The 16,099-nt window shown below is 70.9% G+C and carries 15 protein-coding genes; 4 read left to right on the forward strand and 11 right to left on the reverse strand.

The window, feature by feature from the left end; all coding sequences use genetic code 11:
• The first annotated feature begins 44 nt into the window (after positions 1 to 44).
• From AC07PU_RS23420 to AC07PU_RS23430, 3 genes are all read left to right on the forward strand, one after another.
• Positions 45 to 2,507 (forward strand): YadA family autotransporter adhesin, encoded by a 2,463-nt coding sequence (locus AC07PU_RS23420; protein WP_495320923.1) that lies wholly within the window; start codon positions 45 to 47, stop codon positions 2,505 to 2,507.
• A gap of 144 nt (positions 2,508 to 2,651) precedes the next feature.
• Positions 2,652 to 3,917: a DUF1835 domain-containing protein gene (locus AC07PU_RS23425; protein ID WP_495320925.1), complete on the forward strand. Its 1,266-nt coding sequence runs from the start codon at positions 2,652 to 2,654 to the stop codon at positions 3,915 to 3,917.
• 57 nt (positions 3,918 to 3,974) lie between these two features.
• On the forward strand, positions 3,975 to 4,433 hold the full coding sequence (locus AC07PU_RS23430; protein WP_495320927.1) for a GNAT family N-acetyltransferase: 459 nt from the start codon (positions 3,975 to 3,977) through the stop codon (positions 4,431 to 4,433).
• A gap of 347 nt (positions 4,434 to 4,780) precedes the next feature.
• Here AC07PU_RS23430 and AC07PU_RS23435 read toward each other — a convergent pair whose 3' ends face one another.
• From AC07PU_RS23435 to AC07PU_RS23445, 3 genes are read right to left on the reverse strand one after another with little or no spacing between them, the layout of a single operon-like run.
• Complete coding sequence (locus AC07PU_RS23435; RefSeq protein WP_495320929.1) at positions 4,781 to 5,506, reverse strand: SIR2 family NAD-dependent protein deacylase; 726 nt, start codon at positions 5,504 to 5,506, stop codon at positions 4,781 to 4,783.
• 60 nt (positions 5,507 to 5,566) lie between these two features.
• The gene (locus AC07PU_RS23440; RefSeq protein ID WP_093340672.1) at positions 5,567 to 5,803 is read right to left on the reverse strand and encodes a YbdD/YjiX family protein; all 237 of its coding nucleotides are present in this window, start codon (positions 5,801 to 5,803) and stop codon (positions 5,567 to 5,569) included.
• Positions 5,804 to 5,829: 26 nt separating this feature from the next.
• Positions 5,830 to 7,908 (reverse strand): carbon starvation CstA family protein, encoded by a 2,079-nt coding sequence (locus tag AC07PU_RS23445; protein ID WP_495320932.1) that lies wholly within the window; start codon positions 7,906 to 7,908, stop codon positions 5,830 to 5,832.
• A gap of 233 nt (positions 7,909 to 8,141) precedes the next feature.
• On the opposite strand from AC07PU_RS23445, the gene AC07PU_RS23450 reads away from it, so the two are divergent.
• A complete protein-coding gene (locus AC07PU_RS23450; protein WP_495320934.1) occupies positions 8,142 to 8,501 on the forward strand; it encodes a hypothetical protein in 360 nt (119 codons plus the stop codon).
• A gap of 9 nt (positions 8,502 to 8,510) precedes the next feature.
• On the opposite strand, the gene AC07PU_RS23455 is transcribed toward AC07PU_RS23450, so the two are convergent.
• From AC07PU_RS23455 to AC07PU_RS23490, 8 genes are all read right to left on the reverse strand, one after another.
• Positions 8,511 to 9,050, reverse strand: a complete 540-nt coding sequence (locus AC07PU_RS23455) for a C40 family peptidase (RefSeq protein WP_495320935.1) — start codon at positions 9,048 to 9,050, stop codon at positions 8,511 to 8,513.
• Positions 9,051 to 9,202: 152 nt separating this feature from the next.
• The gene (locus AC07PU_RS23460; protein ID WP_093340680.1) at positions 9,203 to 9,493 is read right to left on the reverse strand and encodes an HU family DNA-binding protein; all 291 of its coding nucleotides are present in this window, start codon (positions 9,491 to 9,493) and stop codon (positions 9,203 to 9,205) included.
• Between the two features lie 312 nt (positions 9,494 to 9,805).
• Positions 9,806 to 10,459 (reverse strand): response regulator, encoded by a 654-nt coding sequence (locus AC07PU_RS23465; protein WP_093340682.1) that lies wholly within the window; start codon positions 10,457 to 10,459, stop codon positions 9,806 to 9,808.
• A 49-nt stretch (positions 10,460 to 10,508) separates the two neighbouring features.
• Positions 10,509 to 11,891, reverse strand: a complete 1,383-nt coding sequence (locus tag AC07PU_RS23470) for a cache domain-containing protein (protein WP_495320938.1) — start codon at positions 11,889 to 11,891, stop codon at positions 10,509 to 10,511.
• Positions 11,892 to 11,934: 43 nt separating this feature from the next.
• On the reverse strand, positions 11,935 to 12,891 hold the full coding sequence (locus tag AC07PU_RS23475; RefSeq protein WP_495320940.1) for a phosphotransferase family protein: 957 nt from the start codon (positions 12,889 to 12,891) through the stop codon (positions 11,935 to 11,937).
• A gap of 25 nt (positions 12,892 to 12,916) precedes the next feature.
• On the reverse strand, positions 12,917 to 13,855 hold the full coding sequence (locus AC07PU_RS23480; RefSeq protein ID WP_093340688.1) for a DedA family protein/thiosulfate sulfurtransferase GlpE: 939 nt from the start codon (positions 13,853 to 13,855) through the stop codon (positions 12,917 to 12,919).
• A gap of 153 nt (positions 13,856 to 14,008) precedes the next feature.
• The gene (locus tag AC07PU_RS23485) at positions 14,009 to 15,385 is read right to left on the reverse strand and encodes a heavy metal sensor histidine kinase (RefSeq protein WP_208508966.1); all 1,377 of its coding nucleotides are present in this window, start codon (positions 15,383 to 15,385) and stop codon (positions 14,009 to 14,011) included.
• A complete protein-coding gene (locus AC07PU_RS23490; protein ID WP_057597212.1) occupies positions 15,382 to 16,068 on the reverse strand; it encodes a heavy metal response regulator transcription factor in 687 nt (228 codons plus the stop codon). The genes AC07PU_RS23485 and AC07PU_RS23490 overlap by 4 nt, the downstream gene beginning before the upstream one ends.
• Positions 16,069 to 16,099: the final 31 nt, after the last annotated feature.

Here is a 16,099-nt window from a genome sequence, read left to right on the forward strand (position 1 = left end):
TTTCGCAACCGTCTTTTTTTCACGACTCGATTCTGGGAGTTCGCATGTCCGGCCGTCTCACTGTTTCTTCTTTCTCCCGCCCGCCGCGGCGGCCGCGCTCGCACGGCATCGCGCTGTCGGCACTGAGCGCGGCCCTGCTGCTGCTGGCGGCCGCGCCATCGGCCGTGCTCGCGCAAGGCGTGCAACTGGGCAGCGGCGGCAATGGCGGTGCCGGTAGCAACGGCGCGGGCGGTGCGGGCGGCGCGCCGGGCGCGGCCGGCGGCAACGGCTACCTGAGCAACAACCTTGGCCAAGGCGGCGCGCCGGGCCAGGGCGCGGGTGGGGCCTGGCTGTCCGCGGGCGGCGGCGGCGGGAGCACCGCGGCGAACGGCGCCGTAGCCATCGGCATCGGCGCCAACGGCGCCAACGCGCCGAACATCGACTCCGCCGGTGCCGGCGGCGGCGGCGCGCTCGCCAGCGTCGGTGGCGCCACGGCCATCGGCGGCGGCGGTGGCGGCGGCAGCGGCTTCTTCACGGGTGGTGTCGGCGGCAACGGCGCCAGTGCCACGGCCACCGGTGCCACGGCCATCGGCAGCGGCGGCAGCGGTGTCAGCGACGACCTTCGCGGCGGCAACGGCGGCAATGGCGCCCAGGCCAGCGGCATCGCCAGCACGGCCATCGGCAGCGGCGCTTCGGGCACGGGACCCAGCCAGTCGGGTGCCAGCGGCGCCGTGGCCAGCGGCAACTACACGACGGCCATCGGCGGCTCGAACGCCGGCATGAACAGCGCACGCGCGACGGCCGACAACGCCACCGCGCTGGGCAACGGCGCACTGGCTTCGGGCAAGAACTCGGTGGCGCTGGGCCAGGGCTCGGTCGCGAGCGGCGACAACACGGTCTCGGTCGGCGGCAACGGCACCACGCGCGTGATCACCAATGTCGGCGCCGGCAACATCGCCGCCGGCAGCACGGACGCCGTGACCGGCGGCCAGGTCTACGGACTGGGCCAGAGCCTGAGCACCGCGGTGCTCGACACCTCGAGCCTGTCGACCGCCGTGGCGAACCTGTCGACCGGGGTCGGCACGCTGTCGACATCGACGTCCACCAGCATCGGCTCGCTGTCCACCGGCGTGGGCGCGCTGTCCACCAGCGTCGATGCGCTGTCGACGTCGACGTCCACCAGCATCGGCTCGCTCTCCACGAGCGTCGGCACACTGTCGACCTCGACCGCCACCAGCATCGGTTCGCTCTCCACGAGCGTCGGCGCACTGTCGATCTCGACCGCCACCAGCATCGGCTCTCTTTCCACGAGCGTCGGCGCGCTGTCGGCATCGACCTCCACCAGCATCGGTTCGCTCTCCACCGGCGTCTCGACACTGAACACCGGCCTGAACAACCTCTCGACCGGCGTGGCGACGCTGTCGACGTCCACCGCCAACTCGGTCGCCAGCCTGTCGACCTCGACCGCGCAGGCGCAGAGCACGGCCAACGCGGCCGGTGTCGCTGCCGCCTCGGCCCAGGGCACGGCCAACACCGCGCTCGGCGCGGCCAATGCGGCGCAGGCCAGCGCGAACAAGGCGCAGGGCACCGCCGACAACGCACTCGGCCTGGCGCAGAACTCGGTGCAGTACGACGCGGGCGGCGGCAGCGTCTCGCTCAATGCCAACGGCGGCGCCGGCACCCTCATCGGCAACGTGCGCGCGGGCCAGGCCGCCACCGACGCCGCCAACGTGGGCCAGGTGCAGCAGGCCCAGCAAGGCGCGATCAGCAGCGCGAACAACTTCACCAGCCAGCAGGTCATGGCACTGCAGACACTGATGAACCAAGCGTTTTCGAACGGGCTGTGCAGCTTCTCGGGCGGCAACGTCACCTGCGGCACGGGCGCGAGCGCCAGCGGCCAGGGCGCCACCGCTTTCGGCCCGAACGCGCAGGCCAACGGCAACGACACCGTGGCGGTCGGCAACGGCGCGCAGGCCAGCCATGCGGGCTCGGTCGCCATCGGCGCGGGCGCGCGCGCGCTGGCCGATCCGACCACCGCGGTCGGCAACAACGCCCAGGCCCTCGGCAACGATTCGGTCGCGCTCGGCGCCAACACGCTCGCCACCGGCCGCAATGCCGTGGCACTGGGCCAGGGGTCGGTCGCCACGCGCGACAACAGCGTGTCGGTGGGCAACCAGGCCACCGGGCTCGCACGCACCATCACCAACGTCGCGCCGGGCGTGCTGCCCGGCGATGCCGTCAACCTCGGCCAAATGCAGCAGGCCGTCGCCACCGCGACCAACGAAGTCCGCAGCTTCGCCGCGCAGGGCATCGCATCGGCACTGGCCATGCCCGGCATCCCCATGCTCGCGCCCGGACAGCGCTGGGTGGGCGCCGCGGTCGGCAACTACGCGGGGGCCTCCGCGCTGGGCATGGCCTTCGGCTACCAGGTCAGCGAGCGCCTGAACCTGGGGCTGGGCGTGTCGACCGGAACCAGCGGCAGCGCCAACCACGTGGCCACGCGGGTGCAGGTCGGCTACGCCTGGTAGCGAGGCCGGGGCGCGTCCTAGAATGCGGACCGGCGTCTTCCACGCCTCCCGTCCGCGGAAAGGGCTGCGCCCAGGTTTCATCTCCCATCGCATGCCCATGCGACTCCCGGCCAGACAGCGGACACGGCCGACACTGGAGTTCGTATGTCCAACACCCCTCGCGACACCCATCGCGCCTCGGCCCGCAGCGGCCACATCAACCTCGAGCAGCAGCGCAAGCGCGCCAAGGAACTGCTCGCACGGCTCGCCGATGGCAGCGCCGCTGCGCCACCGTCCCTTCCTTCGCGTCGGAGCGCTTCGGCACCACGGCTGGCCGACGCCCAATGGCTGATCGCGCGCGAGCTCGGCTTCGCGAGCTGGCCCCGGCTCAAGGCCCATGTCGACGCGGTCGACTTCGCCGCGGCCCATCCGGGCTTCGTGGCCGACGACGAGGCCGGCACCCGGCACTGGCGCTGCGGCAACGACATCGCCCACACCCTGCGGCTCGCCGGTTTCCGCGGCGCCTTCCACATGTTCGCGGACCCGCTGTGCATGGGCCCGGTGCCCGAGCAGCCCGAAGCCGCCTTCATCGAGACGCGCAGCGCCTTCGTCGCCCGGACCTTCGGCCTGCCGCCCGACGATGCACGCGGCCGCATGCGCGGCGAATACGAAGCGCTCGCGCGCCTGCCCGATGCAAGCCGCGCCGTGCTCTGGTGCGAGGCCGATGCCTACGACCAGCTGTTCCTGATCGCCGTGCTCGCGCGGCTCGAGCGCCTGCCCGCGAAGCTCGAGCTGATCGAGATCGATCGCGTGCCCGGCGTCGACCGCTTCATCGGCATCGGCCAGCTCGCACCCGCCGTGCTGGCCTGGCTGTGGCCGCGCCGCAGGCCCATCGATGCGCCTGCGCTCGAACTCGCGCGCAACGCATGGCGTGCCTACCGCGCGCCCTCGCCCGACGCCTGGGCCGACATCGCGCACGGCGAGACGCCCGCCCTGCCCTTCCTCGCGCCCGCGTTGCGGCGGCAATTGCAGGAGCTGCCCTCGCTACGCGACGGCCTCTCGCTGACCGAGCGCCTGGTGCTCCAGACCATCGACGAGCACGACCGGCTCGCGTTCGGCCAGGTCTACGCCGAACTCAATGAGCACCGCGAGCCGCTGCCCTTTCTCGGCGACCTGATGTTCCATGCGCTCGTGCGTCCCTTGATCGACGCGGCCGATCCGCTGATCGTGGAATCCGATGCACAGCGCGACTGGCCCCAGCGCCCGCTCGAACTCACGACACTGGGCCGGCGCGTGCTCGCGGGCGAGAGGTACTGGATCGACCATGCGAGCCACGAACGCTGGATCGGCGGCGTGCGCATCGAGCCCTGCAAAGCGCACTGGGCGATCGACGATGCACTGCGCCCCGTGTGGCGCGGCGAGCCTCGCTGAGTCCGCAGCGCGCGGGTGCTTTGCTACCCTGCGCGCTTCATCTCATCCCACCGCTCCATGACCACGATCTCCGTCCGCCAGGCCGTGATGGCCGACCTCGATGCACTGGCCGCGCTGTTCGACCAGTACCGCCAGTTCCAGGGCCAGCCCGGCGACCTGCCCGCCGCACGCGCCTTCCTGCGCGAGCGCCTCGACCATAGCGAATCGGTGCTCTTCCTCTGCCACGACGGCGCCGTGCCCGTGGGCTTCGCGCAGCTCTACCCGATCTTCTCGTCGGTCTCGCTCACGCGTGTGTTCATCCTCAACGACCTGTTCGTCGCCGCGGCCGGGCGCCGCCAGGGCGTCGCCTCGCGCCTGCTCGCGGCTGTCGAGTCGTATGCGTGGTCACTGGGTGCCGCGCGGATCTCGCTGAACGTCGCGCGCGAAAACGTGTCGGCGCAGCAGCTCTATGAAGGGCAGGGCTGGGAGCAGGACAGCAAGTACTTCATGTACCACCGCTTTCCTGCTGCTTCGTAGTGCCGCGCGAGGGCGGCGATAGGCAGGCCCTGTCCATTTGCGAGGCCCGGTGCCCTCACCCTAACCCTCTCCCAGAGGGAGAGGGGACAAGACAAACACAAGGCCGAGCGAAGCGATGGCCCGAGCCACCCCCTCTGGCTGCGCCGAGGAGCGCAGCGTTTCGCGGATAAGGGCTCGCAGCTGTTTGAGCGAAGCGAGTTCTGCGAGACCCCGCGAAACGCGAGCACCGCAGGTTGCCCGTAGCGAAGCGGAGGGTCGCAGACAGTGGGGTCGCCTTCTTTTGCTTACTTTTCTTGGCGAGACAAGAAAAGTGAGTCGCCCGCCGGGGCGAGACCCGGCCTGCAATCTCAACCCCCCTTCAACCCATCCACCATCAACGGCAACAAGACTTCCGAAGCCCCTCTCAGCACGACACGCGCCCTGTCGTCCAGATGCGCAATAGGCTCCATGTTCAACGTGATCAACGCAGCCCCATGCGCCATCGCAGCCACCGGCAAATCCGCCGCCGGATAAACCACAGCCGTACTCCCAACCAGCACGAACAGATCGCAGTCCACCGAAGCCTCCTGCGCATCCATCAACACCCCCGGATTCAACATCTCCCCAAACATCACCACATCCGGCCGCGCATGCCCCCCACACCGCAGACAGCGATGAAAGGGCCAGGGCCCATGCCGATTCCCGCACCGATCGCACCGCCACCGCCGCAAATTCCCATGCAGCTCCAGCACGTCCATGCATCCCGCCTGCGTCAGCAGCCCATCGACGTTCTGCGTGATCAGCCGCGTAGCCGGCCGCAACCGCTGCAGCGCAGCCAGCGCCCGATGCCCCGGATTCGGCGCCGCCTCCTCGATCACGGCCAGACGCTGCGCCCAGAACTTCGTGAAACCCGCGGGATCGCGCGCCAGGTCCTCCGCATGCGAGAACTGGATCGCGTTCTGCTGCATCCACAGCCCATCGGCGTCCCGGTAGGTCGGGATGCCCGAGGCGCGGGACAGCCCCGCGCCGGAAAAAACGACGACGCGCCGGCTTGCGTTCAGCAGGCCGATCGCCGTCTCCAACTCTTCTTGCATGAATGAAAAAACGCTTCCTTCGGAAGCGTGGTGATCGTCAGCGGACCATTCTCGCCCAGCTCAACAGCAGCGCCCCTTGCCCGCGCCGTAGCGCGCCTCGAGCCGCTCGCGGAAGAAGGCCTCGTAGCTCATCGGCGGCCGGTCGGGATGCGTGGCCGCCATGTGGCTCAGGTAGACGTCGTAGTCGGGCAGCCCGACCATCAGCCGCAGCGACTGCCGGATCGAGCGCGCGATGTAGCGCCCGGTGTCCGCGAGGCCGCGGCCTTCCGTGGTGGCGAGCGCTTCATCGATGGGCATCGTGCGTTCCCTTGCGGTTCGCGCACTCAGTGCGCACCGCGCGCCGCGACCGCGCCGCCCATCGGCTCGAACGGCGTCTCGTGCGCGGTCGGCCGGTTGGCCGCGCGCGCCGCGAGGCAGGCCTTGATGCTGTAGACCAGCACGCTGAGCACCACGAACATGAACAGCGCGCACAGCGCGGCATCGAGCCGGTCGTTGAAGACGATGCGCTCCATCGCCGCCGTGGTCTTGGCCGGGGCCACCAGCACGCCGTTGGCCAGGCCTTCGCTGTACTTCGCCGCATGCGAGAGGAAGCCGATCTTCGGATCGCTCGAGAAGATCTTCTGCCAGCCCGCGGTCAGCGTGCAGGCCAAAAGCCACACGGCCGGCGCCGCCGCCACCCAGGCATAGCGCTCGCGCTTCATGCGGAACAGCACCACCACGCCGAGCAGCAGCGCCACCGCGGCCAGCATCTGGTTCGAGATGCCGAACAACGGCCACAGCGTGTTGATGCCGCCCAGCGGATCGACCACGCCCTGGTAGAGGAAGTAGCCCCAGGCCGCCACGCACAGCGCGGTCGCGACCAGGTTGGCCGGCAGCGAGTCGGTGCGCTTGAGCGCGGGCACGAAGCTGCCCAGCAGGTCCTGCAGCATGAAGCGGCCCGCGCGCGTGCCGGCATCGACCGCCGTCAGGATGAAGAGCGCCTCGAACAGGATCGCGAAGTGGTACCAGAAGGCCATCATGGCCTGGCCGCCGATCACCTGGTGCAGGATGTGCGCCATGCCGACCGCGAGCGTGGGTGCGCCGCCGGCGCGGCCCAGGATGGTGGTCTCGCCCACGTCCTTGGCGGTCTGCAGCAGCATCTCGGGCGTGACCACGAAGCCCCAGCCCGAAATGGTCTGCGCCGCCTGCTGCACCGTGGTGCCGATCAGGGCACCGGGGCTGTTCATCGCGAAGTAGATGCCGGGCTCGATGCACGAGGCCGCCACCAGCGCCATCACGGCGACGAAGGACTCGGCCAGCATGCCGCCGTAGCCGATGAAGCGCGCATGGCGCTCGTTGTCGAGCATCTTGGGCGTGGTGCCCGAGGAGATCAGCGCATGGAAGCCCGACACCGCGCCGCAGGCGATGGTGATGAACAGGAACGGGAACAGGTTGCCCGACCACACCGGGCCGTTGCCCTGCGCGAACTGCGTCACCGCGGGCATCTGCAGCGTGGGCGCCACGACCACGATGCCGATCGCCAGCGCGATGATGGTGCCGATCTTCAGGAAGGTCGACAGGTAGTCGCGCGGCGCGAGCAGCAGCCACACCGGCAGGCTCGCGGCGACGAAGCCGTAGCCCACGAGCATCCAGGTCAGCGCCTTGCCGTCGAAGGTGAAGGCCGGGCCCCAGACCGGGTCCTGGCTCACCCACTGGCCGCCGAAGATCGCGAGCATCAGCAGCACGAAGCCGATGATCGACACCTCGCCGATGCGGCCCGGGCGGATGTAGCGCAGGTAGAGGCCCATGAAGACCGCGACCGGAATCGTCGCGGCCACCGTGAAGGTGCCCCACGGCGATTCGGCCAGCGCCTTCACCACGATCAGCGCCAGCACCGCGAGGATGATGATCATGATCATGAAGGTGCCGAACAGCGCGATCATGCCGGGCACCACGCCCATCTCCTGCTTGACCAGGTCGCCGAGCGAACGGCCGTCGCGACGCGTGGAGATGAACAGCACGATGAAGTCCTGCACCGCGCCCGCGAACACCACGCCCGCGAGCACCCACAGCAGTCCGGGCAGGTAGCCCATCTGCGCCGCCAGCACCGGGCCCACCAGCGGACCCGCGCCCGCGATGGCCGCGAAGTGGTGGCCGAACAGCACGTTCTTGTCGGTCGGCACGTAGTCCAGGCCGTCGTTGTGGCGGTGCGCCGGCGTCTTGCGGTTGCCGTCCAGGCCCAGCACCTTGTCGGCGATGAACAGGCTGTAGTAGCGGTAGGCGATCAGGTAGGTGCAGATCGCGGCGGCGACCACCCAGATCGCGTTGATCGTTTCCCCACGGCTCAGGGCCACGGTGCCCAGCGCGAAGGCGCCGAACACCGCGATGACGAGCCACACCAGGTGGCGGCGGATGCTCTGCATGCTTTGTCTCCTCGGATTTGTCGAACCCCGGGAGTCTTGCCGGATGCGCGCGCCCTGCCATCCGTCGCACCGCGCGGGCGGAGCGCGTGGCTTTGCGTAATGGAAAACCCGAGGGCCGCGCGATCGGGGGCGTTTACGGCTTCTTGATGCACCCCGCCGCGCATTCGACGCCGTTTTTATGCGCGGCTTTCCATACTCGGTGCATTTCCGATGCCAGCACTGCGAGCACGCGCATGAACACGAACAACGCCCTGTGGCGCCGCGCCGCGGCCTGGGCCGGCCAGGTGCGGGCCCGGCCCGACATGACGCTGCTGTGGACCTGCTGCGGCACGCCCGCGCTGGGCACGCAGGCGCTGCTCGGGCACGCCGGCAGGCACGAACTGCGGCTCGCGTCGTGCAGCCATTGCGGCGCGCAGTGGCTCCATCTCATGCAGGCGAACGACTGGCTGCCCCTGACCCGCGACGATGCCGCGGCCCTGCGCGCGACCCACGGCACGGCCCGTGCCGCGCTGCTCGCGCGCTGGGCCGAGGACGACGAACAGGCCGACTGGCGCCGGCGCAAGCAGCGCGCGAGACGCGAGGCCGAGGAGTGAGCGCGCGGCTCAGCCGGGCCGCCGCACCTGCACCGGCTGGCGCGACCAGTAGATGCCGTCGAGCCGGTCGAGCCTGACCTCGCCGCCGGTCGAGGGCGCATGCACGAAGCGGTTCGCACCCACGTAGATGCCCGCATGCGTCGGCGTGCCCGCGCCGAAGATCACGAGGTCGCCGGTGCGCATCTCGGAGGCCGGCACGCCCTGCCCGAACGAGGCCATGCGCGCCACCGTGCGCGGCGTCGACTGCCCCACGCTCTCGCGGTAGACGTAGCCGATCAGGCCGCTGCAATCGAAGCCGCCATCGGGCGTGTTGCCGCCGTAGCGGTACGGCGTGCCGACCAGCCCCAGCGCATGGATCGCGATGCTGTTCGACTGCTCGTCGCTCAGCGGCGAGCTGCGCACCGTGGGGATCGACGGCGAGGGCGGCGGCGTGGGCCGGCTCGCGCAGCCCGCGGCCAGGATCGCCACCACGCAGGCCCCGGCGGCAAGGAACCGATGCAGTTGCGTCGGGATGCGGTGGCCGGGGTCGTGCGCGCGTGCGTCGTGCATGTCGATGGACGGGTCTTGTGAACGTGCGCGCACTCTAGCGCGAATGCCCGCGCGCCAAAAGCAAACCCTCCGCGTTCCACGCGCATCGGATGCGCGGGCCCGCGGAGGGCTGGGGTGCAACGCGCGTGAACCGCGCGCCGCGAAGCACGGGATCAGGCCTGCTGCGCCACGCCGTTCACCACGTCCTTCAGCGCCTTGCCGGCGGTGAACTTGGGGGCCTTGCTGGCCTTGATCGTCAGGGGCTGGCCGGTCGACGGGTTGCGGCCCGTGCGCTCGGGACGGCTGGTCACCGCGAAGGTGCCGAAGCCGATCAGTTGCACCGTGTCGCCGCCGGCGAGCGCGCGCGAGAGGTTGTCGAGCGCCGCGTCGAGGGCGCGGGCGGCGTCGGCCTTGCTCAGGCTGGTGTCGTTGGCAATGGCGGCAATGAGGTCGGTCTTGTTCAAAACGAGTGATTCCTTGTGGATGGATGACAGTTCGGTGACGCCCCCGCGCAGCGAAGCGGCGGGAACGCACCGGCTCGAATTTAACGGGCGCTACGCCGGCCTTCGGCCGGCACGCACGCGAAAGCGAGGCAGCGTGAACGATGCACGGGTTCGGAGCGATCCGTCGCCGCGCGGCGAGGCTGCGGTTCTACCTCATGCGGAGGCAGGTTGTGCGCTCGGCGCGAGGCCGGCGCTCATTCGTTTACGTCCGTTTCGTTCGGAAACTCCGAAGTTCGCGCCAACTGCGTGCAGACGGGAACTTTTGCGGCGCATTCAGCGCCGCTCGAACTCCCTCGCATGCTCCACCGCATACTTGATCAGCTCGGCCTGCCCCTCGATCCCGAGCCGCCGCTTGATGCTCTGGCGGTGCGCCTCGACCGTGCGCACGCTCAGGCCGAGGTCGCGCGCGATCTGCTTGCTCGATTCGCCGCGGCCCAGCGCCGCGAGGATCTCGCTCTCGCGCGGCGTGAGCAGCGGGCGCGGGGTCTGGTTGCGGAACAGCTTCTTCGACACGGCCGGGCTCAGGAAGGTACCGCCCGCGGACACGGCCTCGATGGCCGCGACGATCTCCGACGCGGGCGCGTCCTTCAGCACGTAGCCGTGCGCGCCGGCCTGCAGCGCGCGCTGCACGTACTCGGGGTTGTCGTACATGCTGAGCATCACGACGTGCGGAGCCGGCTCGCGCTCGAGCAGCAGCGCGGCCAGCTCGATGCCGTTCATGTCCTTCATGCCGATGTCGACCAGCAGCAGGTCAGGCCGCACGCTGTCCATCTGCGCGAGCGCCTCGGCCGCGCTGCCGGCCTCGCCCGCGATCTCCAGGCCGGGCAGCGCGCCGAGCCGCGCGCGCAGGCCGTCGCGCACCAGCGGATGGTCGTCCACCAGGAAGATGCGGATCGGAGCCGGAGTGCGGGCCTTGGCGGTCGTCATCGTCGGGGCATTCGTTGGGGTGGATGAAGGAAGGGGTTGCGCGGACCGATCAGCCCGAGGCGCCGCCCACGGCCCGCGCGCCCGCCGCGGGCACGATCGCCACGATGCGCGTGCGCCCGCTGCCCGAGCGCACCACGAGCTGCCCGTCGATCGAGGCCACGCGCTCGCGCATGTTGCGCAGGCCGATGCCGCGCCGCGGGTCGAGCTGCACGGCATCGACGTCGAAGCCGATGCCGTCGTCGCCGACCTCGAGCCGCACCTCGCGCTCGCCGAAAGCCAGCGCGATGTGCACCTCGTGCGCGAGCGCATGCTTGCGCACGTTGGTCAGCGCCTCCTGCGTGGTGCGGAACAGCGCGGTCTTCACCTCCTGCGACAGCTCGAAGGGCTCGCCCTCGACCATCAGCGAGGCGGCGGTCGAGCCCTGGCCCTCCTCGCCGAATTCGTCGACCAGCCGCTCGAGCGCGGCCGGCAGGCCCAGCGTGTCGAGCAGCGCGGGGCGCAGCCGGTGCGAGATGCGGCGCACCTCGGTCAGCGAATCGTTGAGCCGCTGCAGCGCCTTGCCCAGCGCGGGCGGCGCGGGATGCTGCGCGCGGTCGAGCGCATCGACGGCCGACTCGATCAGCAGCTTGGCCGACACCAGGGTCTGGCTGGTGCCGTCGTGCAGCTCGCGCGCGAGATGGCCGCGCTCCTCCTCCTGCGACTGCACCACGCGGCGTGCGAGCAGGCGCAGCTTGGCCTCGGCCACGCGGTGCTCGCTGAGGTTGAGCAGCAGGCCGCCGGCGCTGACCACGCCCAGGCACAGCGCGGCGATGCCGGCGATCCACAGCAGGGTGGTCGTGACGTTGGCGCTGATCTGGCGGTCGAGCGACTGCACGGTGGCTTCCATGTCGTCGAGGTACAGGCCGGTGCCGACCATCCAGTTCCAGCGCGGCAGCGCGACCACGTAGCCGAGCTTGGGCGCGCGCTGCGTGCTCGAGGGCTTGCGCCATTCGTACTCGACGTAGCCGCCGCCCTCCTGCGCGCGCGCGATCAGGTCCTGGATCGTGAAGCGGCCGCTCGAATCCTTGAGCCCCCAGAGGTCCTGGCCCACGAGGTCGGGCTGGCGCGAGTGCATCAGCGAGCGGCCCTGCAGGTCGTAGACGAAGAAGTAGCCGTCGTCCCCGTAGTCGAGTGCGGCCAGCCGGCGCAGCGCCTCGGCGCGCGTGGCCTCGTCGTCCTGGCCGGCGTCGTACAGCGGCTTGACGATGCTGATCGCGAGGTCGACGTAGCTGCGCAGTTCGTTGCGCCGCTGGGTCATGTAGCTCTGCTCGATCAGCGCGCGCTCGCGCTGCGCGAGGTCGTGCTCCTGGTGCCGCACGGCGAGCGCGACCAGCACCAGCGCCACCAGCAGCGGTGCGACGGCCAGGGCCACGATCTTGGTGCGCAGGTTCATCTCGGGCGCGAAGACTACCACCGCCCCCGCCGGCGGCCCCGGCTCAGGCCTGGCCGGCGATCCGGGCGTTGCGCTCGAGCGCCCACAGCAGGTCCTCGGCCTCGCCGGCCAGCGCGCAGTCGTGGATCTGCCGCAGGCCGATGTGGAGCTGGTAGCAGCGCAGCCGCTCGGCCGTACCCGGGTCGGCCGGCAGGGCCTGCTCGAAGTGGCGTGCCTGCTGCTCCATGCAGGCGAGCCAGGGGCGCCAGAAGAAGATGTTGGCCACGTCGTAGAGCGGATCGCCGAACAGCGCCTCCGACCAGTCGATGACGCCGGTGATCTCGCGGCCGTCGGTCAGCACGTTGTTCGAGCCGAAGTCGCCGTGCACCAGCCGGCGGACCTCGGGGCAGGACGGCGCGAGGCCGCGCACGATCGCCAGTTGCCGCTCGACGCGCCACAGGGCCTGCGCATCGAGCCGCGCCGCGCTCCAGTCGCGCTCGGCGACCGCATCGAGGAAAGCGCGCCAGCTCGCATGCTCGCCGGTGCCGTTGGCGTCGAAGCGGCCGAAGCCGGTGGTGCCCGCGAGGTCGCTGGCGGCCAGGTGCTCGAGCGTGCGCGCCAGCGGCTCGGCCAGCAGCGACAGCATGTCGATCGGCAGCTCCTGCAGCGTGCTGCCCGGCAGGCGCCGCGACACGCAATAGAAGGGCTTGCCGAAGAAGGGCCCCTCGAAGCTCTGGTCGAACGACAGGTCCTCGATGCGCCCGATGGCCGTGACCGCGGGCACCGGCAGCCCCGGCCGCGCGAAGCGGCGCGCCGCGAAGTCGTCCTTGTCGAAGCCCTCGCGCGAACGGTGGATGCGCACCACGTGCTCGGCCTGGGCCGCGCTGCCCAGGCCCTCGGCGCGAAAGGCGAAGGCCTGCGATTCCTCGCCCTCGGCCAGCGGCACGAAGCCATGGACCGGGCCCAGCGCGTGCTCGAGCGCGGCGACGATGGAAGGCGCTGGCACGCGGGTCTTGGTCATGGCACGCGCCCGCCGCGCATCGGGGTCAGTGCGGCGAGGTCGGCCGGCCCGAGGCCACCCAGGCATCGAGCCCGCCGGTCAGCGGCAGCGCGCGCCGCGCACCGCGCGCCAGCAGCACGCGGGCGGCCTGCGCGGCCGACACCTCGTTGGGGCAGTTGCAGTACAGCACCACGTCGCGCCCGGCCGCGGCCGACAGGTCGAGGCCGCGCTGCTGCAGCGCCTTGAGCGTGTACGACAGCGCACCCGGGATGCGGCGCGGATCGACCTGCTGGCCGGCCGCGCCGCGCACGTCGATCACCAGCGGCGGCTCGTCGCCCGCGAGCATCTCGTGCAGTTCGTCGACCGAGATGCGCGGCATGCCGGTCAGCCGCATGAAGGCGCGGCGGCGCCACCAGCGCACCACCAGGAACACGACCAGCAACGCGCCCAGGGCCATGGTGGCGATGCCGCCGGCCTGCGCCATCACCGCGAGCACGTCCTGGATCTGGTTGCGGAAGCCCCAGCCCAGGCCGAGGAACAGGCCGGTCCAGATCAGCGCGGCGCCGATGTCGAAGCCGATGAAGCGCGGCACCGACATGCCGAGCGCGCCCGCCATCGGCGGCGCCACCACCGACACGCCCGGCACGAACTTGGCGGCCACCAGCGACAGGCCGCCCCAGTCGCCGATCAGCGATTCGCCGCGGCGCACGCAGGAGTCGGGCGCCAGCGAGATCCGGCACAAGAGGCGCATGAAGCGATAGCCGAAGCGCCGCCCGGCATAGAACCAGGCGCCGTCGCCCAGCAGGTTGGCCGCCACCGCCGCGAGCACCACGCCGGCCAGCGAGATGTCGCCGGCCGCGAGCAGCGCGCCGGTGACCACCAGCACCGCGGCCGCCGGCACCGGCAGGCCCAGGCGGGCGGCGAAGCTGGCGGCGAACACCACCAGGATCGCGTTCTGCACCAGCAGCGACATCAGCTGTGCCATGGCAACGGCTCCGTGATGGCGAAAGAGGGTGCGAACGTGGTCATGGGCGGCATGGATTCTGCGGCATGGCGCAAGGGCCTGTCGCCGGGAGGCCATTGGCCATGCGGGTTGCGGCGCGTTTCGGGGGTCATGGCCGGCCCCCGCGCGACGGGTTCAGGCCGCCGGCCGGGCGACGCTGAATTCGAAGGTATTCACGCCGTCCGCGCTGGCCGCGGCGACCTGCCCGCCGTGCATGCTGGCCACGGCCCGCACGATCGCCAGCCCGAGCCCGTGGCCATGGTGCTCGCCGCCGTCGTTGCGCGCGGCATCGACGCGGTAGAAGCGGTCGAACAGGTGCTGCAAGTGCGCCTCGGCGATCGGCGCGCCCGGGTTCGAGACGCCGATCCAGGTCGCCGCGGGCGTCTCGCGCAGCCGCACCGCGATGCGCGCGCCCGGCGGCGAATGCTCGATCGCGTTCTGCAGCAGGTTCGACATGGCGCGGCGGAACAGCGCGGTCTCGAGCTGGGCCTCGGCCAGCACGTCGCCCTCGATCTCGACCTGCGCGCCGCTCTCCTCGAGCACGAACTCGAAGAACTCGATGGTCTTGCGCACCTCCTGCGCCACCGGCGTCAGCACCAGCCCGGTGGCGACCTCGCCGCGGTCGGCGCGGGCGAGGAACAGCATGTCATTGACGATCGAGCGCAGCCGCTCCAGGTCCTCGAGGTTGGCCTGCAGCACCTCCTCGAACTGCGGCGCGCTGCGCTGGCGCGAGAGTGCGACCTGGGTGCTGCCGATCAGGTTGGCCAGCGGCGTGCGCAGCTCGTGCGCCACGTCGGCATTGAAGGCCTCGAGCTGGCCATAGGCTTCCTCGAGCCGCGCGAGCGCGCCGTTGAAGGCCTCGGCCAGCCCCGACAGCTCGACCGGCAGCGCGCCCGAGCGCAGCCGCTGCGAGCGCATCTTGGGCCGCAGCGCCTGCGCCTCGCGCGAGAGCTGGTCGAGCGGGCGCAGGCCGACGCGCGCGATCCAGTAGCCGGCGGCCGCCACCACCAGCACCGCGCCCAGGCCCAGCGACACCAGCGCCGTGAGGAAGGTGCGGCGCGTGCGCGCATAGGGCTCGGTGTTCTTGCCGACGATCAGCCGCACGGCCGGGCGCTGCTCGAACGGCGGGATGTGGGCCGACAGCGTGCGGTAGGGCTTCTCCTCGCCGGGCAGCAGCAGGCTGCGGCCGGTCTCGCGCGTGAGGGCGTCGATCTCGGCCATGCCCTTGCCGTACTGGAAGCGCGGATCGTCGCTGAGCACCCAGAAGCGGGTGCTGCCGTCCTCGGGCGTCAGCGCATCCATGCGCGCCTGCACGCGCGACCAGCGCTCGGGCGTGCCGATGGCCTGGATCCAGAACTGCAGGCTCTTGACCGTGGTGTCGAGCTCCTCGTACTGGTGGCGCTCGAGCTCGCGCAGCAGCACGCCCTGCAGCGCCGCGCCGATCAGCGCGAAGGTGGCGAGCGCCGCCGCCGCGAACATCAGCACCAGCCGCGCGGCGATCGAGCGCTTCATGGCGTGGCGCCGTCCTCGCGCAGCTCCATCACGTAGCCCATGCCGCGGATGGTGTGCAGCAGCTTGGGCGAGAAAGGCACGTCGATCTTGTCGCGCAGCCGCTTGATCGCGACCTCGACCACGTTGGTGTTGCTGTCGAAGTTCATGTCCCACACCAGCTCGGCGATGGCGGTCTTCGAGAGGATCTCGCCCTGGCGCCGCGCCAGCACCGCGAGCAGCGCGAACTCCTTGGCCGTGAGGTCGATGCGGGTGGCACCGCGGAAGGCCTTGCGCGCGAGCAGGTCGATCTGCAGGTCGGCGATGCGCAGCTGCATCGGCTCCTGCTTGCGGCCGCGCCGGTTCAGCGCCTGCAGCCGCGCCAGCAGCTCGAGGAACGAGAAGGGCTTGACCAGGTAGTCGTCGGCGCCCTCGTGCAGCCCCTTGACGCGGTCCTCCACGCGGTCGCGCGCGGTCAGCATGATCACCGGCGTCTGCTTCACGGCGCGCAGCCCGCGCAGCACCGAGAAGCCGTCCTGGCCCGGCAGCATCACGTCGAGCACGATCACGTCGTAGTCGTGCGTGAGCGCCAGGTGCTGGCCGTCGATGCCGTTGTGCGCCATGTCGACCGCGCAGCCCTGCTCCGTCAGCCCCTTCGAGAGGTAGTCGGCGGTTCTCAACTCGTCTTCGACGATCAGGATCTTCATGGCGTGGCGTGCTGCGGTGCGAAGCGGTGCG

Source organism: Variovorax sp. GW821-FHT10D07 (assembly GCF_059415325.1).

Excerpts from the sequence above, each read along its gene's own strand:
- AC07PU_RS23450 (WP_495320934.1), top strand. The coding sequence starts at position 8,142 with ATGAACACGAACAACGCCCTGTGGCGCCGCGCCGCGGCCTGGGCCGGC.
- AC07PU_RS23465 (WP_093340682.1), bottom strand. The coding sequence starts at position 10,459 with ATGACGACCGCCAAGGCCCGCACTCCGGCTCCGATCCGCATCTTCCTG.
- AC07PU_RS23455 (WP_495320935.1), bottom strand. The coding sequence starts at position 9,050 with ATGCACGACGCACGCGCGCACGACCCCGGCCACCGCATCCCGACGCAA.
- AC07PU_RS23490 (WP_057597212.1), bottom strand. The coding sequence starts at position 16,068 with ATGAAGATCCTGATCGTCGAAGACGAGTTGAGAACCGCCGACTACCTC.
- AC07PU_RS23430 (WP_495320927.1), top strand. The coding sequence starts at position 3,975 with ATGACCACGATCTCCGTCCGCCAGGCCGTGATGGCCGACCTCGATGCA.
- AC07PU_RS23485 (WP_208508966.1), bottom strand. The coding sequence starts at position 15,385 with ATGAAGCGCTCGATCGCCGCGCGGCTGGTGCTGATGTTCGCGGCGGCG.
- AC07PU_RS23480 (WP_093340688.1), bottom strand. The coding sequence starts at position 13,855 with ATGGCACAGCTGATGTCGCTGCTGGTGCAGAACGCGATCCTGGTGGTG.
- AC07PU_RS23470 (WP_495320938.1), bottom strand. The coding sequence starts at position 11,891 with ATGAACCTGCGCACCAAGATCGTGGCCCTGGCCGTCGCACCGCTGCTG.
- AC07PU_RS23425 (WP_495320925.1), top strand. The coding sequence starts at position 2,652 with ATGTCCAACACCCCTCGCGACACCCATCGCGCCTCGGCCCGCAGCGGC.
- AC07PU_RS23440 (WP_093340672.1), bottom strand. The coding sequence starts at position 5,803 with ATGCCCATCGATGAAGCGCTCGCCACCACGGAAGGCCGCGGCCTCGCG.
- AC07PU_RS23445 (WP_495320932.1), bottom strand. The coding sequence starts at position 7,908 with ATGCAGAGCATCCGCCGCCACCTGGTGTGGCTCGTCATCGCGGTGTTC.
- AC07PU_RS23435 (WP_495320929.1), bottom strand. The coding sequence starts at position 5,506 with ATGCAAGAAGAGTTGGAGACGGCGATCGGCCTGCTGAACGCAAGCCGG.
- AC07PU_RS23475 (WP_495320940.1), bottom strand. The coding sequence starts at position 12,891 with ATGACCAAGACCCGCGTGCCAGCGCCTTCCATCGTCGCCGCGCTCGAG.
- AC07PU_RS23420 (WP_495320923.1), top strand. The coding sequence starts at position 45 with ATGTCCGGCCGTCTCACTGTTTCTTCTTTCTCCCGCCCGCCGCGGCGG.